Here is a 20,227-nt window from a genome sequence, read left to right as displayed (position 1 = left end):
CGGGTGCAGCGAACACGACACCGGCCGGGACCCGTGGGGTCCCGGCCGGTGTCGTGTGTGGATCAGATCGTCAGATCAGAACGCGGCCTCGTCGAGTTCCATCAGATCGTTGTCGACGTTCTCCACGGTGGTGCGCACCGAGGTGAGCAGCGGCAGCATGTTCTTGGCGAAGAAGCTTGCCACGGCCACCTTGCCCTCGTAGAACGACTGGTCGTCGCCGGCGCCCTCGTCGAGCTTGGCGATGGCGATCTCGGCCTGACGCAGCAGCAGCCAGCCGATGAGCAGGTCGCCCACCGACATCAGGAACCGCACCGAGCCGGTGCCGACCTTGTAGAGCTCCTTCGGGTTCTCCTGCGCACCCATCAGGAAGCCGGTGAGGGCGGCGGCCATCGCCTGGACGTCCTGCAGAGCGGTCTGCAGCAGGGCGCGCTCGGTCTTGAGGCGACCGTTGCCCGCCTCGGAGTCGATGAACGACTGGATCTGGCCGGCGACGTGTGCGAGGGCCTGACCCTTGTCGCGGATGATCTTGCGGAAGAAGAAGTCCTGCGCCTGGATGGCGGTGGTGCCCTCGTACAGCGAGTCGATCTTCGAGTCACGGATGTACTGCTCGATCGGGTAGTCCTGCAGGAAGCCCGAACCACCGAAGGTCTGCAGCGACTCGTGACCGAGGTTGGCGTAGGCCCGCTCGGAACCCACGCCCTTGACGATCGGGAGCAGCAGGTCGTTGACGCGGTGGGCCAGCGCCGCGTCGGCGCCCGAGACGATCTGGGCGGCAACCGGATCCTGGTGTGAGGCGGTGTAGAGGTACACCGCGCGCAGACCCTCGGCGTAGGCCTTCTGGGTGAGCAGCGAACGACGCACGTCCGGGTGATGGGTGATGGTCACGCGCGGCGCGGCCTTGTCGGTCATCTGGGTCATGTCGGCGCCCTGCACGCGCTCCTTGGCGTAGTCGAGGGCGTTCAGGTAGCCGGTCGACAGGGTGGAGATGGCCTTGGTGCCCACCATCATCCGGGCGTGCTCGATGACGTCGAACATCTGCGCGATGCCCTTGTGGACCTCGCCGACGAGCCAGCCCTTGGCCGGGACGCCGTGCTGGCCGAAGGTGACCTCACAGGTGGCGGAGGCCTTGATGCCCATCTTGTGCTCGACGTTGGTGACGAAGGCGCCGTTGCGCTCACCCAGCTCACCGGTCTCGGGATCGAAGTGGAACTTGGGGACGAAGAACAGCGACAGGCCCTTGGTGCCGGGGCCGGCGCCTTCGGGGCGGGCCAGCACCAGGTGGAAGATGTTCTCGGTCATGTCCTGGTCGGCGGAGGTGATGAAGCGCTTCACGCCGTCGATATGCCAGGAGCCGTCCTCCTGCAGGGTGGCCTTGGTGCGGCCGGCGCCGACGTCCGAACCGGCGTCGGGCTCGGTGAGCACCATGGTGGCGCCCCAGCCACGCTCGGAGCAGATGGCGGCCCACTTCTTCTGCTCATCGGTGCCGTTGTCGTAGAAGATGTTCGCGAAGCCCGAGCCGGCGGCGTACATGAACACCGGCGGGTTGGCGCCGAGGATCATCTCGCCGATGGCCCAGTAGAGCGACCGCGGTGCGGGCAGGCCGCCGAGCTCCTCGGCGACACCGATCTTGTCCCAGCCGCCCTCGACGATCGCGTTGTAGGACTTCTTGAAGCCCTCCGGGATGGTGACGCTGTGCTCGTCGGGATCGAAGGTCGGGGGATTGCGGTCCGCATCCGCGAAGGACTCGGCGATGACGCCCTCGGCGAGGTTCTTGACCTCGCGGAGCATGTCGACGGCGGTCTCGTGATCGAGATCGCCGAACTCGCCCGACTCGAGAACCTTGTCCAGCTCGAAGACCTCGAAGAGGTTGAACTGGAGGTCGCGCATGTTGCTCTTGTAGTGGCCCATCTGGAGTTCCTATCTGACTGCGGGCTGATGTCCCTGCGGTTGGCGTCGCCGGAAATCGTCGGTGGCGATCGGTGCGTGCCCGAGGCAGCCGGTGGTGGCAGCATTCGGTGCGCATAAGTTACTCGCCGGTAACCACAAGAATACCGCGACTGCCCGTGACGGACAACCCACGCGGGAGTGTGACCTCGGGCAAGACCGTCCGGACCGGATCCGGTCCGTCGGGTATGACGAACGGGCGCACCCCGCTCGAGGGGCGCGCCCGTTGGTCGGACGACGGGTGGGTGGGACCTCAGAGCGCCGAGCGCAGAAACTCCAGGTCGGCCGGGATTCCCTCGGCCGGGGTCTCCAGGATCACCGGGGCACCGGCGGCGCGCGCGACCGCGGCCAGTACCTCGGGATCGATGTGCCCGGCCCCGAGGTTTGCGTGACGGTCGCGACCCGAGTCGAACTCGTCGCGCGAGTTGTTCAGGTGCACCAGGTCGATCCGCCCGGTGATCTCCTTGACCCGCTCCACCAGGCCGACCAGATCCTCGCCGCCGGCCCAGGCGTGGCAGGTGTCGAGGCAGAACCCGGCCTGCTCGAAGTCGCCGACGGCCTCCCAGAGGCGGTCGATCGACTCGAGGGTGCGGGCCATCGCGTGATCGCCGCCCGCGGTGTTCTCGATCAGGATCGGGACGCCGAAGCCGCCCTTCTCGGCCTGGCGGTCGAACAGCTTGCGCCAGTTGGCGAATCCCTCTGCGGAGTCCTCGCCGTCACGCAGGTGCCCACCATGGACGACGAGGCCGAAGGCGTCGAGCTCGGCGGCCGCGGCGGCCTGCTCCACGACGGCCTTGCGGGACGGCATGCGCAGCCGATTGTTCAGGCTTGCGACGTTGATCTGATAGCTCGAATGCACCACCACGTCGACCGGCGACTCACGGATCGCTGCCCCATGCGGATGGGGTTTGGGCTTGTTCCACTTCTGTGGATCGGTGACGAACATCTGGAAGACGTCGATACCGAGTTCGTCGGCGGAGGCGAGGGGATCGGCATCCTCGCGCAGGTGTGCTCCGATGCGCATGCCTGCCACCTTAGACCCGCCCTGGCCACGGCCGGCGTCTGCCGTGGGGGCACTGCCGCCAGCACGATGACACTTGCGAAATGTGTCATATCCGGCGTGTCGCCGCTGATCAGCAACCGATCCGACCGGTGATCCGGCCTCGTGAGCGGATACCTGGCCGAGTTGGGCGGCCCCTACGACGTGGGCGCCGTCGAGGTCGGGGTGATCGTCCACGACACGCGGGTCGAGGCGGTTCCGGCGGCGGCTTCGTCCCCTGCGAGCGCGAGGATCGCGCGACGGCTACGAGACGATCGAGTGGCGGTGTCGCCGGACCGGAGCACCTGGCCGACCCGGACACTCCGGACCACGTCTACCGGTCGGCCCCGCCGCGGTCGTGGCGATCAGCGGCTCATCATGATCTGGGGCCGTGGGCGCATCTGCTGCCCTACGGTCAGCGTCGTCGGGCGGTACCGGTGACGTGGACTTCGGCGACCATGCCACCGCCCCGGTCGTGCTGACGCGACTGGTTCGACCACCATCCCAAGCATCGGCCCGCGGACTGCATGTCCACGCGTCCAGATCTTCGTCATGGGCGAGAACCGTTGGCGCGCCGAGCGGGGGTGGCCACCGGGCGACGCCGTCGAGATGCGCTGGTTCCTCCTCGGTGACCGGACCGCCGAGGGCGGTGCGTCGCTCGCGACGTCACCTCCACTCTGACGGCTTCGTGCAGATTCTGCTCGAGGGAGTCGTGCGTGCGCGGTTCCGCGCGTCGTGGAAACACCCGGAGCCGGTCGAACCCGGTCGCGTCCACCGGTACACGATCCTGACACCGATCGACCATCCGATCATCGCCGGGAACGGCTGCGGGAGAGTGTGGTTCAGTCTTCAGCGAGGGCGAACCGGTGAATGTCGGCGACGGTGAACCGGTAGAACTGCGACGCACCGTCCTTGAAGATCGAATCGGCACCGTGGGTGAGGCCGGGATTGATCCGCGAAACGACCGGGACGCCGGCGGCGTCGAGCGCACGCGCGTACGCCAAGCCCTCATCGCGCAACGGATCGAGTTCGTTGACCGACACCACGTGTGGAGGGAGTCCGGTCAGGTCGTCGGATGTGGCGAAGTAGGGCCACGCCAACGGGTTCCGTGCGTTCAGCCCATCGGGATCATAGGCATGCACCAGCAGGTCGAGCATCTCGCACTTGATGAAATAGCCGTCGTTCTCCACCAGCGACGGCAGTGCTGCCAACTTGTCGGTCTCCGACCAGTTGTATGCCCCGCTGATGTACGGCACGAGCGCGTACACCCCGTCGATCAGGTCGGTCCGGCCCTGTCGTCTGGCGCTGAGTGCCACCGCGATCGCGAGGTTGGCGCCACCGGACTCGCCCTGCAGGACGAGGCGTGAGATCCCGAGCTCCGTCCGATGCGCGTCGATCCATCGTGTGGCCGCGAGGCAGTCGTTCAACCCGGCCGGGAACGGGTTCTTCACCGGCCCATGCGCATTCCGGAAATCGACCGCGATCACGATCGCCCCGAACGAGGCGATGTCGCCACACCAGGTCCGGTGCACGTTGTTGTCCGTGTCGAGGATCGTCATGCCCCCACCGTGGATGTAGACGACTGCCGGTAGGGGCCCGGTGGCACCGGCCGGACTGAACACGTGGAGGGTGAGCTCGTTGCCGTCGTCTCCCTCGATCGCGAGGGTACGGCGGTCGATCTGCTTGTGTGGGCCGGAGGGCTGCCCGGCCGGCACCGCAGCGTAGAGCGCCTCGAACCCGGCATGTGCTCCGTCGAGGAACTCATCGATGTCGGCCGGGTCCGAGCCCCGCCCCACGGGGGGTACGCCGCTCGGCGCATCGAGATCGAACTGCGCCAGCGTGGCGAGCAGTCGGCGGTTGGTACGAGGGTCGGTCCGCAGATCGGGGATGCGACCGTCCGCGGTCCCCGGGTTGTCGAGCTCCTGATGTGCTGTCGAGGTCATCTGTGCTCCCGCTGTGGTCTAGGTCACGACAGATGTAACATATTATGAATATGTATCAGGCGTCAATCGCCGCGGTCTCCGGGCGCCCGGTGTCCAGAAAGGCGGTCAACACCCGCTCGGCGGTCTCCGGATCGGCCTCCTCGCCTGCGATCGTCGGCAGATAGTGATAGGACTCGGCGATCCGGACCGTGGCATAGGCCAACTCGTCGAGGGACAGGATCGTCGACGTCCGTCCGGACTCGACGTCGAGCGCGAGCAGATCGCGGATGGCGGCGACGAACCTGGGCTGGAACCCATGTGCGGCCAGTGTGAAGATCTTCATCGCGCGCTCGTTCTCCTCGACCAGGAATCGGCGCGCGCCCGGTTGAGCCATCACCGCACGCAGATAGCCGCCGATGACCCGGGGCACCCGGGCTCCGGGGAGGTCCTGGGCCTTCTGCCACTCCTGCTCGAGAGTGACTGCGGTCAGCGGCCAGATGACCTCGACGAGGAGGGCGTCGCGCGTACCGACCCACCTGTGCAGGGTGACGCGGCTGACGCCTGCCTCCTGGGCGATCTGGTTGAGGTCGATCCGCTCGCCGGACAGGTACTTGCTGCGAGCGAGCCGTAGGACATCCTCTCGATGGACGCGCTCCCGATGGTCACGGACTGCTGACATAGGCGCCAGCATAGGGCGTCGGCCATGCTCGATCGGCGACTCGGTCACCGGGCGGGGTCGCCGCGCCGCCGAGGGCGTCGGTGGGCGTTCGACGTCGGCCACCGGCGCCCGCGCCCGGGCTGTCGCTCGTTGGTAGGCAACGAAATCGATTGACATGCAGTGGAATCAGGGATAGAAGTCCTCGCGCAGGTGTATTCCGAGGCGCATGCCGGCACCTCGGCGGTCAGTCATTGGGCTCGGTTTCGATGGTGATCGGGACCCCGGAGGCGATCAGGAGTCGGCACGGCGCCTCGGTGCCGTGGTAGAGATTCAGCCACTGATGTCCGGCACCTTTCGCATAGACGGCGTCGAGGGCGCGGTCGAGACGCGCCTCGGCCTCCTTGTTGATGATGTAGCGCTGATCGCCGTAGCGCAGGAATCTGTTGGGCATCGTGACCTCCGGGCGCCGTACTCCGGCCCATGCGACCGGTTTTGCGGGACTTTCACAGTGTGACCGAGACCACCTCCGAGTGGGGGAGTTCGGGATGATCGGCGACCCGTAACCTGTGCCCGAACGGGACACCAACAACAGATGTTCATTAGGCTGACTTCTGGTTACGGCTTGACGGAAAGACGCAAGCCACGGCGAGGGGTGAGCGTTGAGCGTTGACGAGACGACGTCCGGCCGCTTCCCGGACCCGGATCCACCGGGTCTGGAGCCGATCCTCGACGACATCGCGGCGGCCGCCGAGATGGAGGCGGAACCGGAGACGCGTCGTGATCTCACCATGGTGCGCCGGGTGGCGATCATCGCGTGGGTCGTCTTCATGGGGCTCGAGTTCTGGCAGCACGGACTCGCCTTCGACCGCACCCGCCTGATCCTGCTGCTGTGTCTGGGTCTGATCGCCGCGAGCATCGGCCGCCGTAAGGTGATCACGGTCTTCCTCGACTGGGCGCCGTTCGCGCTGATCCTCATCCTCTACGACTGGACCCGCAACGTCGCCCAGATCATCCAGGTCCCGGTGGCGTGGCACCTCGCGCCCGACGCCGACCAGGCGATGTTCGGGGTGGTCCCCACGACCTGGCTGCAGGAACACCTCAAGCAGGCGCAGGCGCCGTGGTGGGAGGTCATCACCAGCCTCGTCTACATGTCGTACTTCATCGTCCCCTACGCGGTCGCCGCGGTGCTGTGGCTGCGTGATCGCGGCGCCTGGCGCCGGTTCGCGGCCTGCTTCGTCGCCACCACGTTCCTCGGACTGGTGGGCTACACCCTCGTGCCCGCCGCCCCGCCCTGGGCCGCGGCGCGCTGCACCACCGCCGAGGTGGCCGACGGTCCGCGCGAGGCGATCTGCATGACCACACCGGAGGCCTCCACCCCCGGCGGCATCCTCGGTCCGATCGACCCGGTGCACCACGACGCCGCACCGTATGTGGAGCGGATCTCGGCCCGGGGCTGGGAGTACCTGCACATCCACGTCGCGTCCAACCTGATCGAGATCGGACAGGGCAAGTCGAATCTCGTGGCCGCGATACCGTCGCTGCATGCGGGCCTGACCATGTTGTTGGCCCTGTTCATGTGGCCGCGCGTCAAGGCGCTGGGCAAGACGCTGTTCATGGGGTACGCGGTGGCGATGGCCTTCACCCTCGTCTACACGGCCGAGCACTATGTCTTCGACATCATCCTCGGCTGGGGCCTGGCCGCGGTGGTGATCGTGGTCTATCAGGTCATCGACCGCTCGATCGTGCAGCCGCGCAACCGGCGTCGGGAGGAGCGACGGCTCGCCGAGTCGGCGGATGCGGACCCCCGTGATGTCACGGATCCGGACGCGCCGGTTGCCTCACCAGCGAGTGGCTAATCTGGGAACATGCACTTGCGCCGTACCCGCCACCTGCCGTGGTGGGTGCGCGTCGCAGTGATCCTGACCGTCGCGCTCGCGTTGGCGCTCATGCACGCACTGGTCGCCGGACCGGCGATGCCGATGCACGACACGCAGAACGCACACGGATCGCATTCCGCGCCGGGTTCGGCCCCCACGATGACTTCGGAGTCGAAGGCCACCGACACCCACATGGGTAGCGGGGACCACTGCGACCTCGGCCACCAGTGCCACCTCGTCCGAGGCGACGACGTGCCGTTGCCGCCGGTGATCCTGGTGATCCTGATCTGGGTTCTGGCGGCGCCACCGGTGCTCGCGGGAACGTGGTCGGGGGCGGTTCGCCTCCTGGGACGACCACCACCGTGGGCCGTGCCCACTCATCTGGAACTCGCGGTGATCCGCTGCTGATCGGCAGGTTGTGCCCACACCACCGATCAACAGTCGAATTCACCTCCCAGACAGGAGTTCACGATGAACCACCTCTCCACCCGGGCCCTCGTCGCCGCGGCCGGCGCAGTCACCGCCGTCGCACTCGTCACCGGATGCTCATCCGATGACAACACCAGCGGCGATGGGCACGGCGATCACGCGCACATGACGATGATGTCGGCGACGCCGTCGGGCACCGTGGCGTCGACCGCGGGCCAGAGTGCCCACAACCAGGCCGACGTGATGTTCAACCAGATGATGATCCCGCACCACGAGCAGGCGGTGGCGATGGCCGACCTGGTTCCCACCCGAACCGACAACGCCGAACTACGGACCCTGGCGACGCAGATCCGTAGCGCCCAGCAACCCGAGATCGACCAGATGAACGCCCGATTGGCGTCGTGGGGTGTCGGTTCGGGGATGGGCTCGGGCAGCGGGGGCTCGGGCACCGGGGATATGGGCCACGAGAACATGGGACACGGAACGATGAACGGCATGATGACGCAGGCGCAGATGACCGCACTCGAGCAGGCGAACGGTGCGGAGTTCGACAAGCTGTGGCTCACCGGGATGATCGCCCACCACGAGGGTGCGATCAGCATGGCCGACACCGAGCTCGCCGGCGGCGTCAACCCTGAATCCCGGGCCCTGGCAACGCAGATCAAGACCAGCCAGCAGGCCGAGATCGATCAGATGAAGACGATGCTCGGACGGTGACGCGGCGGGCGGGTACGCCCGGTGATCCCGCCGGTCACCGGGCGTACCCGTCGCCGACCCGCGCCGTCATCGGTGAGCGCGCAGCTGCCGGTGCCGACCATCAGTGGTTCAGCCGCGCTGCAGGGGAAGTCGCATCAGGTACACCTGGTAGCCGTACGAGATCGAATACGTGAAGTACAGCATCGGTCCCGACGTCGACCACGGGTGGATGTACGGTGCGTAGCCGGAGTACGGGTCGTTCTTGGACACCACGACCCGGCCCGAACTCCATGGCCCGGCCGGGTTGTCGGCGGTCCGGAGTTTGACGCCCTCCGCGGTGGTCGACAGCGAGATGAACCTACCCAGATAGGAATTCCACGCCACCGACAGTTCCCCGGTGGGCGCGGGCATCACCGGGGTGGCGGCGCCGGGATCGTCGCGGACCCACCGGCCATACGAGAAGTACTCGTACGCACCGAGATTCTCGATCGCATGCTCGGGGACCCGGGCGAGATAGACCGCGCCGTACCGGCCGTCGGGGGTGCCATAGGTGTAGACGGTGTCACCGACCTTGAGGAACGCCGACATCTGGAACTTCTTGTTGCCGCCACCGTTGGGTCGGAATGCGTTGACCGAGTGCCAGTTCGTGCCGTTGTCGGTGGAGGCCACCAGGCCCGACCAGTTGGTCACCCAGCTGCTCGGATTGCCCCAGTGCTTGACCGACATGACACTCATGTACTGCTTGCCGTTGGCGGCGATGCCCGCGGTCGGGATGATCGTCACCTCGCGTCGCAGGTTCGGCTTGAGCAGGCGTTTGGCGTGGCCCGGCGGACCGGCGTGGCCGGTGAAGGTCATGCCGTCGGCGAGATCGTGGTCGGTGCTGCGCAACAACACATTCGAACGCCAGTAGAACAGCTGGCCGTACAGCAACGACCAGCCGTTGAGTGATTGTGTGTCGCCGAAGGCGGTGAGGATCTCGCCGTGGCCGTTGTCCCACATGACGCCGAGGTCGGTACCGATGATGTCGTGGCGGCCGACGGTGTCGTTGATCGCGCCAGGACCGGTGAGGCGGGCCACGATCGAACCCATCCCGGCGGCTGCGGGAGCTCCGGTCGCCGGTGCCTGGAGTACCAGTCCCGCGGTCAGCGCAGCGGTCGTGGCGGTGACGGCGAGGGCAGTGCGGAATCGTACGGACGATCGGCGCATGCGGTGGACCCTAGCAAACCCCGACAACGGCTGTGTGGTCGAGAACACATATCCAGGGTGTGGCGCTCGTCACGCCTCGCGATACCGTGCGCCGGAATCCACCGTGGTGAAGTCGATCTCGGCGGCGGCATTGTTCACCGCGGTGACCATCCCGGTGCCGAACATGCCGTCGACGTCGTACAAACCGGCGGTCGACACCGAGATCCCGTCGTGTTCGGTGTGTGTATCGGCCTCGACGCCGATCCGTGGTCCACGCGGCAGGCGTGAAAGTGCCATGGTCAGATCGCAATTGATGAACCCGATGCCGGTCGAACCCCAATTGCAGACCAGGCTGGTCGATTCCGCGCTGATCGCGGCCTGGACGAACGGAGTCAGCGGCTGTCCGGCGACCGCCGGTGCGGCCGAAGCCCACAGACGCTTGCGGGTGGCGGTCTGATGGGCACCGATGTCACGGCTCCAGTCACCCACCGGGCCGCCGAACGGGGCGTCGGCCGGGTCGGTCGCGAAGAAGGGCCGCCGATCGTCGGTCGTCTCCGCCGGCGGGACGAAGCTGACGGCGGAGTCCGGCCGGGTCCACCGCCGGCCCGGAGGATTCTGCGATTCGCGCAGGTACACGGTGGTGGCACGGGCTGCGAGTACCTCCTCGCCGTCGGCCGCATGTTGGAACACATCCACCTCGGCCACGCGGATCCGCCCACCCGAGCGCACCAGCCGGGATCGCATCGACGTGGGCAGGTCGCGGGCCGCCCTGAACATGTCGATGGTGAACCGTGCGGGGCGGAACCCGGTCTCGGTGAACTCGACCTCGGTGTGGTGGGCTGCGATGGCACACACGGCCGGTCCGTTGAGCGTGCCGGGCGCCCACAGGCTGTGGGAGAAGGCCGTCGGCAACACACGTCCGTCGGACTCCGGACGGAAGAAGGCGAGCTCGGTCATCGTTCCTGTCTACCGGCCGCGGTGGTGCCGTTCTCATCCGGGAGGGGTGAAACCCCACGACATCTGGGCCGAAAGCCTGCGAGCGGGATACGCTTCGACCATGACTTTCGCCGTGTACAACAAGCAGTTCCCTGATGAACTCATCGGCGCGGTGCGCACCGCACTCATCGCTTCCGCGATCGCGGGAATCGTCCTGGGCCTGATCGCGGTCATCTGGCCCGGCGTCACCGTCGTGATCCTGGGTGTCCTGTTCGGTATCGCCCTGATCGTGGGCGGCATCTTCCGTGTCTCCCAGGCGTTCGCGGCGTCGTTCCTGTCCACCGGCATCCGGGTGCTGCTCGGCCTGCTCGGCGTCCTGACCATCGTCGTCGGTGTGTTCGCGCTCTTCAGTCCGGCCAGTGACGCCGTGTGGCTGCTCGCGCTGTTCATCGGCATCGGCTGGATCTTCCAGGGCGTCAACGACCTGTTCGCCGCGGCCAGCAAGTCGGCGCACGTGCCCACCTGGTACCTCGTGTTCTCCGGCATCATCTCGGTGCTCGCCGGCATCGTGATGATCATCGCCGGGCAGTTCGCACTCACCGTCTTCGTCTGGGTCGGCGGCATCATGCTCATCGTGCTCAGCATCGCCACCCTGTTCACCCTGCCGAAGAAGGTGGACGCCCCCGCCGTCTGAGTTGTTCCGTTCGGTGTCACATCCGTGATCTCCGAATTCACGCCTCCTGGGTGTCGGGACCGTCCCGGCACCCAGTCCAGGAGGCGACCATCATGCCCAGCGCCAACAAGGCCACCACGCCCGTCACGGTCGACGCACCGAACATCGAAGGACGTTATGCCGAACTCGACGACCTGACGGTGGCGTTCGAGACATTCCCCGTCGACGTCGACGCCGCGCCCTATTTCGCCGGCCTGCCCGACGACCGCTGCCAGTGCGATCACTGGGGATACGTCGTCAGCGGTCAGGTCACCTTCCGGTGGGCCGACCACGAGGAGACCTATGTGGCCGGCGACGCCTACGTCGCCTCACCCGGACACGTCCCGCTGATCACCGGTGGCACCGAGATCATCGAGTTCACCCGGACCTCCGAGCTCGCCGCGCTCCAGGAGGTGCTCGGGGCCAACATGGAACGGATGGCCCGGCAGTAGGCCAATTCATCCCGCCTGTAGGCCAGGCCACCCCGCCGGAAACCCGCGTCCGCGCTCATCGACGGGCCTATCGTCGAATCATGGTGCCCACCGCACCGGTGAACCCCGGACGAGGGGAGACACGACGGCGACGCGCAGCGGAGGTCCACCCGATCCGGACGTGACCGACGCCCCGGCCATGCTGGCCCGCGCCCGCGCCTGTTCCGACAGCGCGCAGGCGGAGGAGACCGTGGCCTGGTTCGATGCGGCCGCGGTCCGGGCACGGGAGACCGGCGATGTCGCGACCTGGACCGCTGCGCTACTGGGTCTGGGCGCCGCGCAACGTTTCGAGACCGAGGCCGGTGTCCTGCCCGCACGCCTCTACGAGGTGTTCCTGCGGGTCCAGGACGACCCGCCGCGCCGCATCGCGGTGGCGGCCGCGATCGCCCGGAGCTGGGCGTACGCCAACGTCGCCGGCCGGGGCGTCCCGTTCGCCCAGCTGGCGGTGACCGCCGCGCAGGAGGCCGGGGTGGCCGACTGGCTGGTCGACGCCCTCGACGCCGCACTGGTGGTGCACTGGGGTCCCGACGACTTCGAGATCCGCCGCCACCTGGCCCGCGAGATCGACGATGCCGCAGCCCACGTCGCCGACGTCGACGCCCACATCACCGCACACTTGTGGACCCTCACCGTCGGCTGCGAGCGCCTCGATCTGCCGCTGATCCACCGCCAGATCCGGGCGTTGGAACTGCTCGGTGAGTCCTCGCCGCGCGCACAGTTCTTCGCCGCGTCCCGCCGACTGATGCTCGATCTGCTGCGCGGACGCACCGACACCGCGCCCTACCTGCGTGAGCGGGCGGCGGGCGCGGCCACCGAGGTGTTCATCGCCGACGCCTTTGCGATCTCGCATGCGATGACCGCCTATCCGGCCGTGATCGCCGGGGACCGGGCGACCTGCGCCGTGGAGGCCGAGCTCTACGAGGAGTTCGCCCTGACCGAGGGAGCTCGCACCATTCTCGCCGAGGCCGCGTTCGTGTGGTCGGCGGCCGGTGACACCGGCCGGGTGGCGGCGGTGGTCGGCCAGCTGGGAAGCGACCTGCATTCGGTCCCACGCGATCACGACTGGCTGCTGGTCATGCAGTGCACGCTGGAGGCGGCACTGTTCATCGACGACCGGGACGTGATCGCCACCATCGCCGAACTCCTCACGCCCTACGCCCACCGGGCGGTGATCAACGCGGGCGCGGTGGCCTTCCACGGCGTCACCGACGACACCCTGACCCGTGCACATGCGCGGATCGGCAACGATGATGCCGCACGGTCATTCCGCCGCGGTGCACTGGCCACCTACCGGAGGATCGGGGCGCGCTGGTGGTATCGGCGACTGGCGGATCGACCCGAACCCTGCTTCACCACAACCACTTTCGTGCTCCGCCCGGTGGGTGACCAGCTGTGGGAGGTGGGGTCATCCGGTTCGGTGTCGACGGTCCGGGCGATGCGCGGCCTCGACCACCTGCGGCGCCTCGTGCGCGCGCCCGGCACGCCGATCGCCGCCGCCGACCTCGTCGCCGCCGGCACCGGCATGCGGGTCGATCAGTCGGGGATCGAAACCCTTGACGCACAGGCACGCTCGGCCTACCGCCGGCGCATCGTCGAGCTCGATGCCCTCGACGCGCGTGGCCGGCTGACCGAGGCGCTCGCCACCGAACGTGCCGCCCTGCACCACCAACTCGACTCCGCCACCGGACTGTCCGGGCGGATGCGGATCACCGGCACGCACACCGAGCGTGCGCGGGTGGCCGTCCGCAAGGCGATCGTCGGCGCACTCGCCCACATCACCGAGGTCCAGCCCGAACTCGGCAAGCACCTGTACGCCGCGGTCAACACGGGCGCGTCATGTGACTACACGCCCGGCGCCGACCCGCCCCGCTGGATCACCGACGACGCGGTGAGGTGACCGACGGGAGGGGCCTCACCCGTCGCGTCAGCGTTTCTTCCACGGGGCGATCGGGTTGCCCTGCCAGCGGGTGTGCGCGGGCACGACGTCCCCGCGCATCACCAGCGAGGCCGGTCCGACGGTCGCCGACTCGCCCAGACCCGATGCGGGCAATGCCACACAGTGTGGGCCGAGGGTGGCACCCGCACCCAGGGTCACCCGGTCGATCGCCATCACGCGATCGTGGAACAGGTGGGTCTGCACGACGCAGCCGCGCTGCACGTTCGCGCCGTCGCCGAGGGTCACCAGGTCGGCCTCGGGCAGCCAGTAGGTCTCACACCAGACACCGCGGCCGATCTCGGCGCCCAGCATGCGCAACCACAGGTTGAGGATCGGGGTGCCGGTGGCCGCGTTGGCGAACCAGGGGGCGGCGACGGTCTCCACGAACGCATCCGACAGCTCGTTGCGCCACACGAACGAACTCCACAGCGGATGCTCGGAGACCCGGATCGGCCCGACGACCAGCCATTTCGCGGCCGCCGCGATGCAGCAGGCCGCGGCACCGGCAACCAGCAGGAGCAGTCCGCTGACCAGGCCGGCGACCACGAAGTTCGACTGCGAGGCGATGTACTGCAAGCCCAGCAGCATGAAGACGCCCAGTCCGAACGACACCATCACCGGGATCAGGCGCAGGGTCTCGATGATCGCGCGCGCCACCTTCAATCCGGTGGAGGGATCGAAGGTACGTGAGGTGTCGGTCTCGGCGGCGGTCCGGCGCAGGCGGACCGGTGGGCTGCCCAGCCAACTCGATCCCGACTTCGCACGGTCCGGGGCCGCCGACAACACCGCCACCAGACCGTTCTTCGGGACCTTGCGTCCCGGGCCGGTGATGCCGGAGTTGCCCAGGAACGAGCGCTTACCGATCTTGGCATCGTCGATGTGCAGCCAGCCGCCGCCGAGCTCGTAGGAGGCCACCATGGTGTCGTCGGCGAGGAACGACCCGTCGTCGATGGTGGTGAACTTCGGCAGGATCAGCGCGGTGGAGATCTCGGTGCCCTTGCCGACCTTGGCGCCCAGGATGCGGAACCAGACCGGCGTCAGCAGGCTCGCATACAGCGGGAACAGGTAGGTGCGGGCCGCGTCGAGGAGTCGTTCGGTCAGCCAGACCTGCCACCCCACGCGCGACCGCACCGGGTGATAGCCCTTGGTCAGGCCCAGCGACAGGAGACGCACCAGCACCGCGGTGATCAGCGCGAACACGAACAGACTGGCGATCGCGGCCGGCGGGATCAGGGCGAGTGCGCGCAGGCCGACGTCGCGCAGGCGATCCGCGCGCAGCGCCCACGACCCGATCACGACGAGCCCGACGGCCAGCGAGATCAGCGGGATCGCGGCCAGCAGCAGCGACGACAGCCCGTAGATCGGCACCCACATGCTGTGCCGGGCCGGACGGTGCTGGGGCCAGGGGTGTTCGGCCTTGCCGACCTTGACCGCCGGTGACCCCGCCCAGTGCTGTTCCTTCTTGACGTGTCCGAAGACCGCCGATCCGGGGGAGACCTCGGCATCGCGGCCGATCACCGCACCCGGCGCGAGGGTCGAACGTGCCCCCACCGTCGCGCCACGTTTGATCACGACCTCACCGATGTGGACGATGTCGCCGTCGATCCACCAGCCCGACAGATCCACCTCGGGTTCCACCGAGGCGCCCTCGCCGACGGTCAGCATGCCCGTGACCGGGGGGATGGTGTGCAGGTCCACCCCCTTGCCGACCGAGGCGCCGAGCGCGCGGGCCAGGTAGATCATCCACGGAGCGCCGGAGATGTTGGCCGCACCGGAGGCGTCGAGCAGACGCTCGGCCACCCACAACCGCAGGTGCACCGACCCGCCGCGCGGATGATCACCGGGCGTCACGCCGCGCAACAGCAGGCGGGCGCCGACCGCGGCGATGGCCATCCGGCCGGGCGGGGTGATGAACACGAGGAATGCGGCCAGCACGATCCACCAGTCGACCTCGATCAGCCACGGCACCGACACGTCGAGACCGTCGGCGGCCCAGGCCCCGACGTTGTTGGCCACGCCGAGCCAGGTGGCCCACTGCAAGCCGGTGAGCGTGGTCAGCGGCACCGACAGCAGGATCTGGGTCAGTCCGGCCCGGGCCGGGGTGGGGGCGACGACGCGTTCCTCGATCACCGCCGTCGGGGCCGCCGCGTCGAGCATCTCGGCGAGCGATCCCAGCCGGGGGTGATCGTAGAGGTCGGCCACGGTGATCTGCGGGTACCGCTCGCGCAGTGCGGTGACCAGCTGTGCGGCGGCGAGCGAGCCGCCGCCCTCGGTGAAGAAGTCGGCCTCGTCGCTGCCGACCGTGACGCCCAGGACATCGGTCCATCGCTGCGCCAGCCACTGCTCGGTGCCGGTCAGGTCGTCGGCCGCCTCGACGGTGGACGCCGAGCCGGGCAGCGGCCACGGCAGCGCGTTGCGGTCGACCTTGCCGGAGGTGCGTGTGGGCAGCTCGTCGACCAGTGCCAACCGCGGCACCATCGGTGCCGGCAGTTGCTGGGTCAGGGTGTGATGGGCGGCGTCGACGTCGAAGGCGGGGTCGGCGGACACCAGGTAACCGACCAGCAGGCTGTTGCCCGCGGCGGACTTGCGGACCGCGGCGGCCGCCCCGGACACCCCGGGAAGGTGCTGCAGGGCGTTGTCGATCTCCCCGAGTTCGATCCGCCGCCCGCCGACCTTCACCTGGTCGTCGGCGCGACCCTGGAAGACCAGGCCCGCCGATTCCAGGCGCACCAGGTCGCCGCTGCGATAGGCACGATCCCAGCCGAGGGTGGGCATCGGGGCGTACTTCTCGGCGTCCTTGGCCGGGTCGAGGTAGTGGGCAAGGCCGACACCGCCGATGATCAGCTCGCCGACGCCGCCCTCGGCGACCGGGTGGCCCTCACCGTCGACGACGGCCAGGTCCCAGCCGACCAGCGGCAGACCGATCCGCACCGGTCCTGGGCCGCCGAGCGGGGCGGCGCAGGCGACGACGGTGGCCTCGGTGGGGCCGTAGGTGTTCCACACCTCGCGGTCCTCGACGGCCAGGCGTTCGGCGAGCTCCGGTGGGCAGGCCTCGCCGCCGAAGATGAGCAGCCGGACCGCCTCGAGGGCCTCCGACGGCCAGAGCGAGGCCAGGGTCGGGACGGTGGACACCACCGAGATGTCGCGCTGCACCAGCCACGGACCCAGGTCCATGCCGCTACGCACCAGCGAGCGCGGGGCGGGGACCAGGCAGGCGCCGTTGCGCCAGGCCAGCCACATCTCCTCACACGAGGCGTCGAAGGCCACCGACAGCCCGGCCAACACGCGGTCACCGGGGCCGATCGGGTCGTTCTGCAGGAACATCAGTGCTTCGGCGTCGACGAATGCGGCGGCGTTGCGGTGGGTCACCGCCACCCCCTTGGGGGTGCCGGTGGACCCGGAGGTGAAGATGATCCACGCGTCCTCGGCGATCGTCGGACGTGACCCCGCCCCGCCTGATGCGTCGGGGGCGGTCTCGGTCTCGGGTTTCGGCCCGGTCGGGTGAATTCCGTCGGCGTCGATCAGGGCGTCGATGTCGGCCTCGCCGAACACCAGCTCGGCACGTTCGTCGGGGTCGTCGGCGTCCACCGGCACGTAGGCGGCACCGGCGTAGATCGTCGACAGGATCGCGGTGTAGAGATGCCGCGTCCCCGACGGCATACGGATGCCGACGCGGCTGCCGCGTCGGACGCCGATCTCGGTGAGGTTGTCGGCGCCGCGGCGGATCACCGCGAGCAGCTGCGCATAGCTCAGGACCACATCGCCGTCGTCGATGGCCGGCGCGTCGGGATGTCGGGCGGCGGTGTCATCGAGAATGTCACACAACGTGCGTGGCGCACTGGCCTGCGCCGACCGCAAGAACTGTGCTGGAATCTCCACACTCACCACCGTTTTCTCGACATAGGAACGTGAAATATATCCCGCCGTGCTCACCAGTCGGCCATGGCACGGGTGAACGTCAGGTGTCGTACTCGTCTAGTTTTCGTCGTGCGGTGACATCGCGCGCGTTGATCGCGGTACAGGCCGTCGGCCTCGGCCGCCCGGTGTAGGTTCACTTACACCGAAAGCTCGTGTGAGGTGACGAGATCAGGGAGGGGGCGATCATGCCCGTCGTTCACCACCGCAAGCCCAGCCTCGGCTCGTATCCGATATGGGTCGGGAGCAGGCTGTTCCTCAAGCCGCTGCTGTCGCTGTGGCCGCTCAACCGGCCCGGAATGGCCGGATTGTTCCTGATCGACCGGATGTTCGCGGTCGGCTCCAAACCCCGCGGGGTGGTGCGCGAGCAGATCGAACTCGCCGATCGTCCGGCCGAACTGATCCAGCCCACGGGGCCGTCGCGTCGCGACCCCGACACGGCGATCCTCTACCTGCACGGCGGTGCCTTCGTCGTCGGTGGGGTCGGCACGCACCGGTCGATCGCCGCCCGGATGGCACAGAAGTGCGAAGTCCCGGTGTTCTCGCTGGTCTATCGGCAGCTCCCGGCCGCGGGCGTGGGCACCTCGGTGGTCGATGCGGTGTCGGCGTACCGGGAACTGCTCGTCGAGCGCGGATACCGTCGCGTGGTGGTCGCCGGCGATTCGGCCGGCGGGTTCCTCGCCGCGAAGGTGATCGAAGGGGCGATCGCGCAGGGGTTCCCCGCGCCGGTGGCCTTTGTCGGATTCTCGCCGCTGCTCGATCTCGACCTGGGAACGCATCCGGACCGGTGTAGCCGTTCCGACGCCTACCTGCCCAAGGCCAAGATGGCCCAGCTCGCGCCGGCCTTCGATCGTGGCCCGCTGCAGCTGGCCGGGGTGCGCCGGATCGGTGACCTCGAGCCTACGATCTTCCCGCCCACCATCCTGATCACCGCCGAGAACGAGATGCTCGAACCGGACGTGATCGCGCTGGTCGAGGAGCTCGACGAGGCGGGGGTCGACGCTGTCGCCCACAGCTATTCTTGGCAGGTCCACGCGTTCCCCGTCTTCGGGTCGCATCACCGCGAGACGATGGAGGCGATCGAGGTATCGGCGGCCTTCGCCGGTCGCGCGATTCGAGAGGCCAAGGACACTGATGAGCGAAAGAGCCAGTGGGCAGGCTGACCCCGACGCTGCCCCGATGGTGCCCGGCGCCCCCGATGCCCGCTTCACCCTGGCCAACGAGCGGACCTTCCTGGCCTGGATTCGCACCGCGTTGGGCTTCATCGCCGGTGGCGTCGCCGTGGTCTACATCGCCCCCGACATCACCAGCACGCTGTTGGAGAGCACCCTCGGCCTGATCATGGTCGCGGTCGGGTGCGCGGTGGCCGTCCTGGGGGTGCTGCGGTGGCGCCGAACCGACCGGGTCCTGCGTGAGGGTGGTCCGATGCCGGGGCCGTCGCCCGTCCTGTTCGTGGTCGCTGCCATAGTGATGGTGTCGATCGCGTTGGCGATCTCGATCGTTGTCCAGAACTGAGGCGGTGACGAAGTGTTCGCGGCGAGTGGTCCGGGGGCCCGACGAGAGGTGATCCGATGACCAGCCATGATTTCCAGCGCACCGCCCAGGGGTTCTCCCGGATGATGGTGACCGTCGGCGCGATCATCCTGATGGTCTGCGTCGGATTCCTCACCTACACCTGGTGGCGGGACGGTCGGTGGCTGTGGGTTGCCCTCGGCATCGCTCTCATCGTCGTCAACATCGCGATGCTGGTGATGACCTACCGCAAGGCCAAGCTCGCGCCGCCGCGACCGCTCGACGACGAGGACGACGACCGGTAGATGGTGCGGTGGACGGCGTCATAATCCCGCCGTCACCAGCAGTTTCCGAACCGATTCGAGGTACGCGTCCGAGTCGAGGTCGCCGACGACGGCCTGCTGGAACACCACGCCCTGCAGCATCGCCAGCATCACCGGTGCCATCTCCTCGGGTTCCATGGGGAGTGGATGGCCGTCGTCGCCCCAGTGGCGAAGCACGGTCGTGAAGAACGCGCGCAGTCCGCTGATGATCTCGGTGGCGATCTCCCGGAACGCCGGATTGGCCGCTGCCTCACCCCACACGGTGAGCAGCAACCTGAAGTCGTCCACGCCGGGTGCGAGCCGCGCGACAATGCGCCCACCGAGTGCGGAGAGTGTCTCCGCGGGGGACAGCGCCGGGTTCACGGGGTCGCCGTCGAGGGTCTGCGACGTCGTCTCGGCGTACCCGAGCAGAATCGAGCGGGCGACCGCGGCGATGAGTTCCTCTTTGGAGGAGTAGTACGAGTACACCGCACCAGCCGACAGACCCGACTCGGCGATCACATCTGCAATCGACGTCTTGTGGAAACCTTTGCGGTGAAAGCAGATCCGTGCGGCTTCGAGGATCTGCTCGCGGCGTTCCTGTTTGCGTTCGTCGGAGATCCGGGGCATCACCCCATCCTAAAACGAAAATCCGTTCTTGATAATCGGCGTG

At 68.1% G+C, this 20,227-nt stretch carries 19 protein-coding genes; 10 read left to right on the top strand and 9 right to left on the bottom strand.

From position 1 onward, the window contains the following. Positions 1–75 precede the first annotated feature (75 nt). Together ACWDUA_RS00775 and ACWDUA_RS00770 are read right to left on the bottom strand one after the other, a co-directional pair. Positions 76–1,908: an acyl-CoA dehydrogenase gene (locus ACWDUA_RS00775; RefSeq protein ID WP_449749102.1), complete on the bottom strand. Its 1,833-nt coding sequence runs from the start codon at positions 1,906–1,908 to the stop codon at positions 76–78. Between the two features lie 289 nt (positions 1,909–2,197). After that, a complete protein-coding gene (locus ACWDUA_RS00770; protein WP_449749101.1) occupies positions 2,198–2,968 on the bottom strand; it encodes a deoxyribonuclease IV in 771 nt (256 codons plus the stop codon). Positions 2,969–3,535: 567 nt separating this feature from the next. On the opposite strand from ACWDUA_RS00770, the gene ACWDUA_RS00765 reads away from it, so the two are divergent. Continuing rightward, a complete protein-coding gene (locus tag ACWDUA_RS00765; protein ID WP_449749100.1) occupies positions 3,536–3,664 on the top strand; it encodes a hypothetical protein in 129 nt (42 codons plus the stop codon). 161 nt (positions 3,665–3,825) lie between these two features. On the opposite strand, the gene ACWDUA_RS00760 is transcribed toward ACWDUA_RS00765, so the two are convergent. The 3 genes from ACWDUA_RS00760 to ACWDUA_RS00750 all read right to left on the bottom strand — a co-directional run bounded on the left by ACWDUA_RS00760 (position 3,826) and on the right by ACWDUA_RS00750 (position 6,014). After that, a complete protein-coding gene (locus ACWDUA_RS00760) occupies positions 3,826–4,926 on the bottom strand; it encodes an alpha/beta hydrolase fold domain-containing protein (RefSeq protein ID WP_449749099.1) in 1,101 nt (366 codons plus the stop codon). A gap of 55 nt (positions 4,927–4,981) precedes the next feature. Further along, positions 4,982–5,584, bottom strand: coding sequence for a QsdR family transcriptional regulator (locus ACWDUA_RS00755; RefSeq protein ID WP_449749098.1), 603 nt, complete (start codon positions 5,582–5,584; stop codon positions 4,982–4,984). A gap of 223 nt (positions 5,585–5,807) precedes the next feature. Next, positions 5,808–6,014, bottom strand: coding sequence for a hypothetical protein (locus tag ACWDUA_RS00750; RefSeq protein WP_449749097.1), 207 nt, complete (start codon positions 6,012–6,014; stop codon positions 5,808–5,810). A 208-nt stretch (positions 6,015–6,222) separates the two neighbouring features. On the opposite strand from ACWDUA_RS00750, the gene ACWDUA_RS00745 reads away from it, so the two are divergent. From ACWDUA_RS00745 to ACWDUA_RS00735, 3 genes are all read left to right on the top strand, one after another. Next, positions 6,223–7,419, top strand: coding sequence for a phosphatase PAP2 family protein (locus ACWDUA_RS00745; protein ID WP_449749096.1), 1,197 nt, complete (start codon positions 6,223–6,225; stop codon positions 7,417–7,419). A gap of 9 nt (positions 7,420–7,428) precedes the next feature. After that, positions 7,429–7,848, top strand: a complete 420-nt coding sequence (locus ACWDUA_RS00740) for a DUF6153 family protein (RefSeq protein ID WP_449749095.1) — start codon at positions 7,429–7,431, stop codon at positions 7,846–7,848. Positions 7,849–7,911: 63 nt separating this feature from the next. Then, complete coding sequence (locus ACWDUA_RS00735) at positions 7,912–8,586, top strand: DUF305 domain-containing protein (RefSeq protein ID WP_449749094.1); 675 nt, start codon at positions 7,912–7,914, stop codon at positions 8,584–8,586. A gap of 108 nt (positions 8,587–8,694) precedes the next feature. On the opposite strand, the gene ACWDUA_RS00730 is transcribed toward ACWDUA_RS00735, so the two are convergent. Together ACWDUA_RS00730 and ACWDUA_RS00725 are read right to left on the bottom strand one after the other, a co-directional pair. Beyond that, positions 8,695–9,771 (bottom strand): DUF4185 domain-containing protein, encoded by a 1,077-nt coding sequence (locus tag ACWDUA_RS00730; RefSeq protein ID WP_449749093.1) that lies wholly within the window; start codon positions 9,769–9,771, stop codon positions 8,695–8,697. 69 nt (positions 9,772–9,840) lie between these two features. Then, positions 9,841–10,707 carry an acyl-CoA thioesterase domain-containing protein gene (locus tag ACWDUA_RS00725; protein WP_449749092.1) on the bottom strand — a complete coding sequence of 289 codons (867 nt, stop codon included), beginning with the start codon at positions 10,705–10,707 and terminating at the stop codon, positions 9,841–9,843. A gap of 100 nt (positions 10,708–10,807) precedes the next feature. On the opposite strand from ACWDUA_RS00725, the gene ACWDUA_RS00720 reads away from it, so the two are divergent. From ACWDUA_RS00720 to ACWDUA_RS00710, 3 genes are all read left to right on the top strand, one after another. Further along, the gene (locus ACWDUA_RS00720) at positions 10,808–11,380 is read left to right on the top strand and encodes an HdeD family acid-resistance protein (protein WP_449749091.1); all 573 of its coding nucleotides are present in this window, start codon (positions 10,808–10,810) and stop codon (positions 11,378–11,380) included. 92 nt (positions 11,381–11,472) lie between these two features. Next, on the top strand, positions 11,473–11,850 hold the full coding sequence (locus tag ACWDUA_RS00715) for a cupin domain-containing protein (RefSeq protein WP_449749090.1): 378 nt from the start codon (positions 11,473–11,475) through the stop codon (positions 11,848–11,850). Between the two features lie 160 nt (positions 11,851–12,010). Then, the gene (locus ACWDUA_RS00710; RefSeq protein WP_449749089.1) at positions 12,011–13,786 is read left to right on the top strand and encodes a hypothetical protein; all 1,776 of its coding nucleotides are present in this window, start codon (positions 12,011–12,013) and stop codon (positions 13,784–13,786) included. Positions 13,787–13,813: 27 nt separating this feature from the next. Here ACWDUA_RS00710 and ACWDUA_RS00705 read toward each other — a convergent pair whose 3' ends face one another. Then, entirely contained in the window at positions 13,814–17,758 is a 3,945-nt protein-coding gene (locus ACWDUA_RS00705; RefSeq protein WP_449749088.1) for a Pls/PosA family non-ribosomal peptide synthetase, read from the bottom strand. A gap of 170 nt (positions 17,759–17,928) precedes the next feature. Here ACWDUA_RS00705 and ACWDUA_RS00700 point away from each other — a divergent pair, with 170 nt between their 5' ends. From ACWDUA_RS00700 to ACWDUA_RS00690, 3 genes are read left to right on the top strand one after another with little or no spacing between them, the layout of a single operon-like run. Next, the gene (locus tag ACWDUA_RS00700; protein ID WP_449749087.1) at positions 17,929–18,903 is read left to right on the top strand and encodes an alpha/beta hydrolase; all 975 of its coding nucleotides are present in this window, start codon (positions 17,929–17,931) and stop codon (positions 18,901–18,903) included. Continuing rightward, a complete protein-coding gene (locus tag ACWDUA_RS00695; RefSeq protein ID WP_449749086.1) occupies positions 18,875–19,255 on the top strand; it encodes a YidH family protein in 381 nt (126 codons plus the stop codon). The genes ACWDUA_RS00700 and ACWDUA_RS00695 overlap by 29 nt, the downstream gene beginning before the upstream one ends. Positions 19,256–19,311: 56 nt before the next feature. Next, a complete protein-coding gene (locus ACWDUA_RS00690) occupies positions 19,312–19,557 on the top strand; it encodes a hypothetical protein (RefSeq protein ID WP_449749085.1) in 246 nt (81 codons plus the stop codon). A gap of 18 nt (positions 19,558–19,575) precedes the next feature. Here the strand turns inward: ACWDUA_RS00690 and ACWDUA_RS00685 are convergent, their stop codons facing one another. Continuing rightward, a complete protein-coding gene (locus ACWDUA_RS00685) occupies positions 19,576–20,184 on the bottom strand; it encodes a TetR/AcrR family transcriptional regulator (protein ID WP_449749084.1) in 609 nt (202 codons plus the stop codon). Positions 20,185–20,227 lie beyond the last annotated feature (43 nt).

The organism is Gordonia sp. NPDC003376 (genome assembly GCF_053589235.1).
This window is presented reverse-complemented; position numbering and strand designations above follow the sequence as displayed.

Excerpts from the sequence above, each read along its gene's own strand:
- ACWDUA_RS00775 (WP_449749102.1), bottom strand. The coding sequence starts at position 1,908 with ATGGGCCACTACAAGAGCAACATGCGCGACCTCCAGTTCAACCTCTTC.
- ACWDUA_RS00770 (WP_449749101.1), bottom strand. The coding sequence starts at position 2,968 with ATGCGCATCGGAGCACACCTGCGCGAGGATGCCGATCCCCTCGCCTCC.
- ACWDUA_RS00765 (WP_449749100.1), top strand. The coding sequence starts at position 3,536 with ATGGGCGAGAACCGTTGGCGCGCCGAGCGGGGGTGGCCACCGGGCGAC.
- ACWDUA_RS00760 (WP_449749099.1), bottom strand. The coding sequence starts at position 4,926 with ATGACCTCGACAGCACATCAGGAGCTCGACAACCCGGGGACCGCGGAC.
- ACWDUA_RS00755 (WP_449749098.1), bottom strand. The coding sequence starts at position 5,584 with ATGTCAGCAGTCCGTGACCATCGGGAGCGCGTCCATCGAGAGGATGTC.
- ACWDUA_RS00750 (WP_449749097.1), bottom strand. The coding sequence starts at position 6,014 with ATGCCCAACAGATTCCTGCGCTACGGCGATCAGCGCTACATCATCAAC.
- ACWDUA_RS00740 (WP_449749095.1), top strand. The coding sequence starts at position 7,429 with ATGCACTTGCGCCGTACCCGCCACCTGCCGTGGTGGGTGCGCGTCGCA.
- ACWDUA_RS00735 (WP_449749094.1), top strand. The coding sequence starts at position 7,912 with ATGAACCACCTCTCCACCCGGGCCCTCGTCGCCGCGGCCGGCGCAGTC.
- ACWDUA_RS00730 (WP_449749093.1), bottom strand. The coding sequence starts at position 9,771 with ATGCGCCGATCGTCCGTACGATTCCGCACTGCCCTCGCCGTCACCGCC.
- ACWDUA_RS00725 (WP_449749092.1), bottom strand. The coding sequence starts at position 10,707 with ATGACCGAGCTCGCCTTCTTCCGTCCGGAGTCCGACGGACGTGTGTTG.
- ACWDUA_RS00720 (WP_449749091.1), top strand. The coding sequence starts at position 10,808 with ATGACTTTCGCCGTGTACAACAAGCAGTTCCCTGATGAACTCATCGGC.
- ACWDUA_RS00715 (WP_449749090.1), top strand. The coding sequence starts at position 11,473 with ATGCCCAGCGCCAACAAGGCCACCACGCCCGTCACGGTCGACGCACCG.
- ACWDUA_RS00700 (WP_449749087.1), top strand. The coding sequence starts at position 17,929 with ATGCCCGTCGTTCACCACCGCAAGCCCAGCCTCGGCTCGTATCCGATA.
- ACWDUA_RS00695 (WP_449749086.1), top strand. The coding sequence starts at position 18,875 with ATGAGCGAAAGAGCCAGTGGGCAGGCTGACCCCGACGCTGCCCCGATG.
- ACWDUA_RS00690 (WP_449749085.1), top strand. The coding sequence starts at position 19,312 with ATGACCAGCCATGATTTCCAGCGCACCGCCCAGGGGTTCTCCCGGATG.
- ACWDUA_RS00685 (WP_449749084.1), bottom strand. The coding sequence starts at position 20,184 with ATGCCCCGGATCTCCGACGAACGCAAACAGGAACGCCGCGAGCAGATC.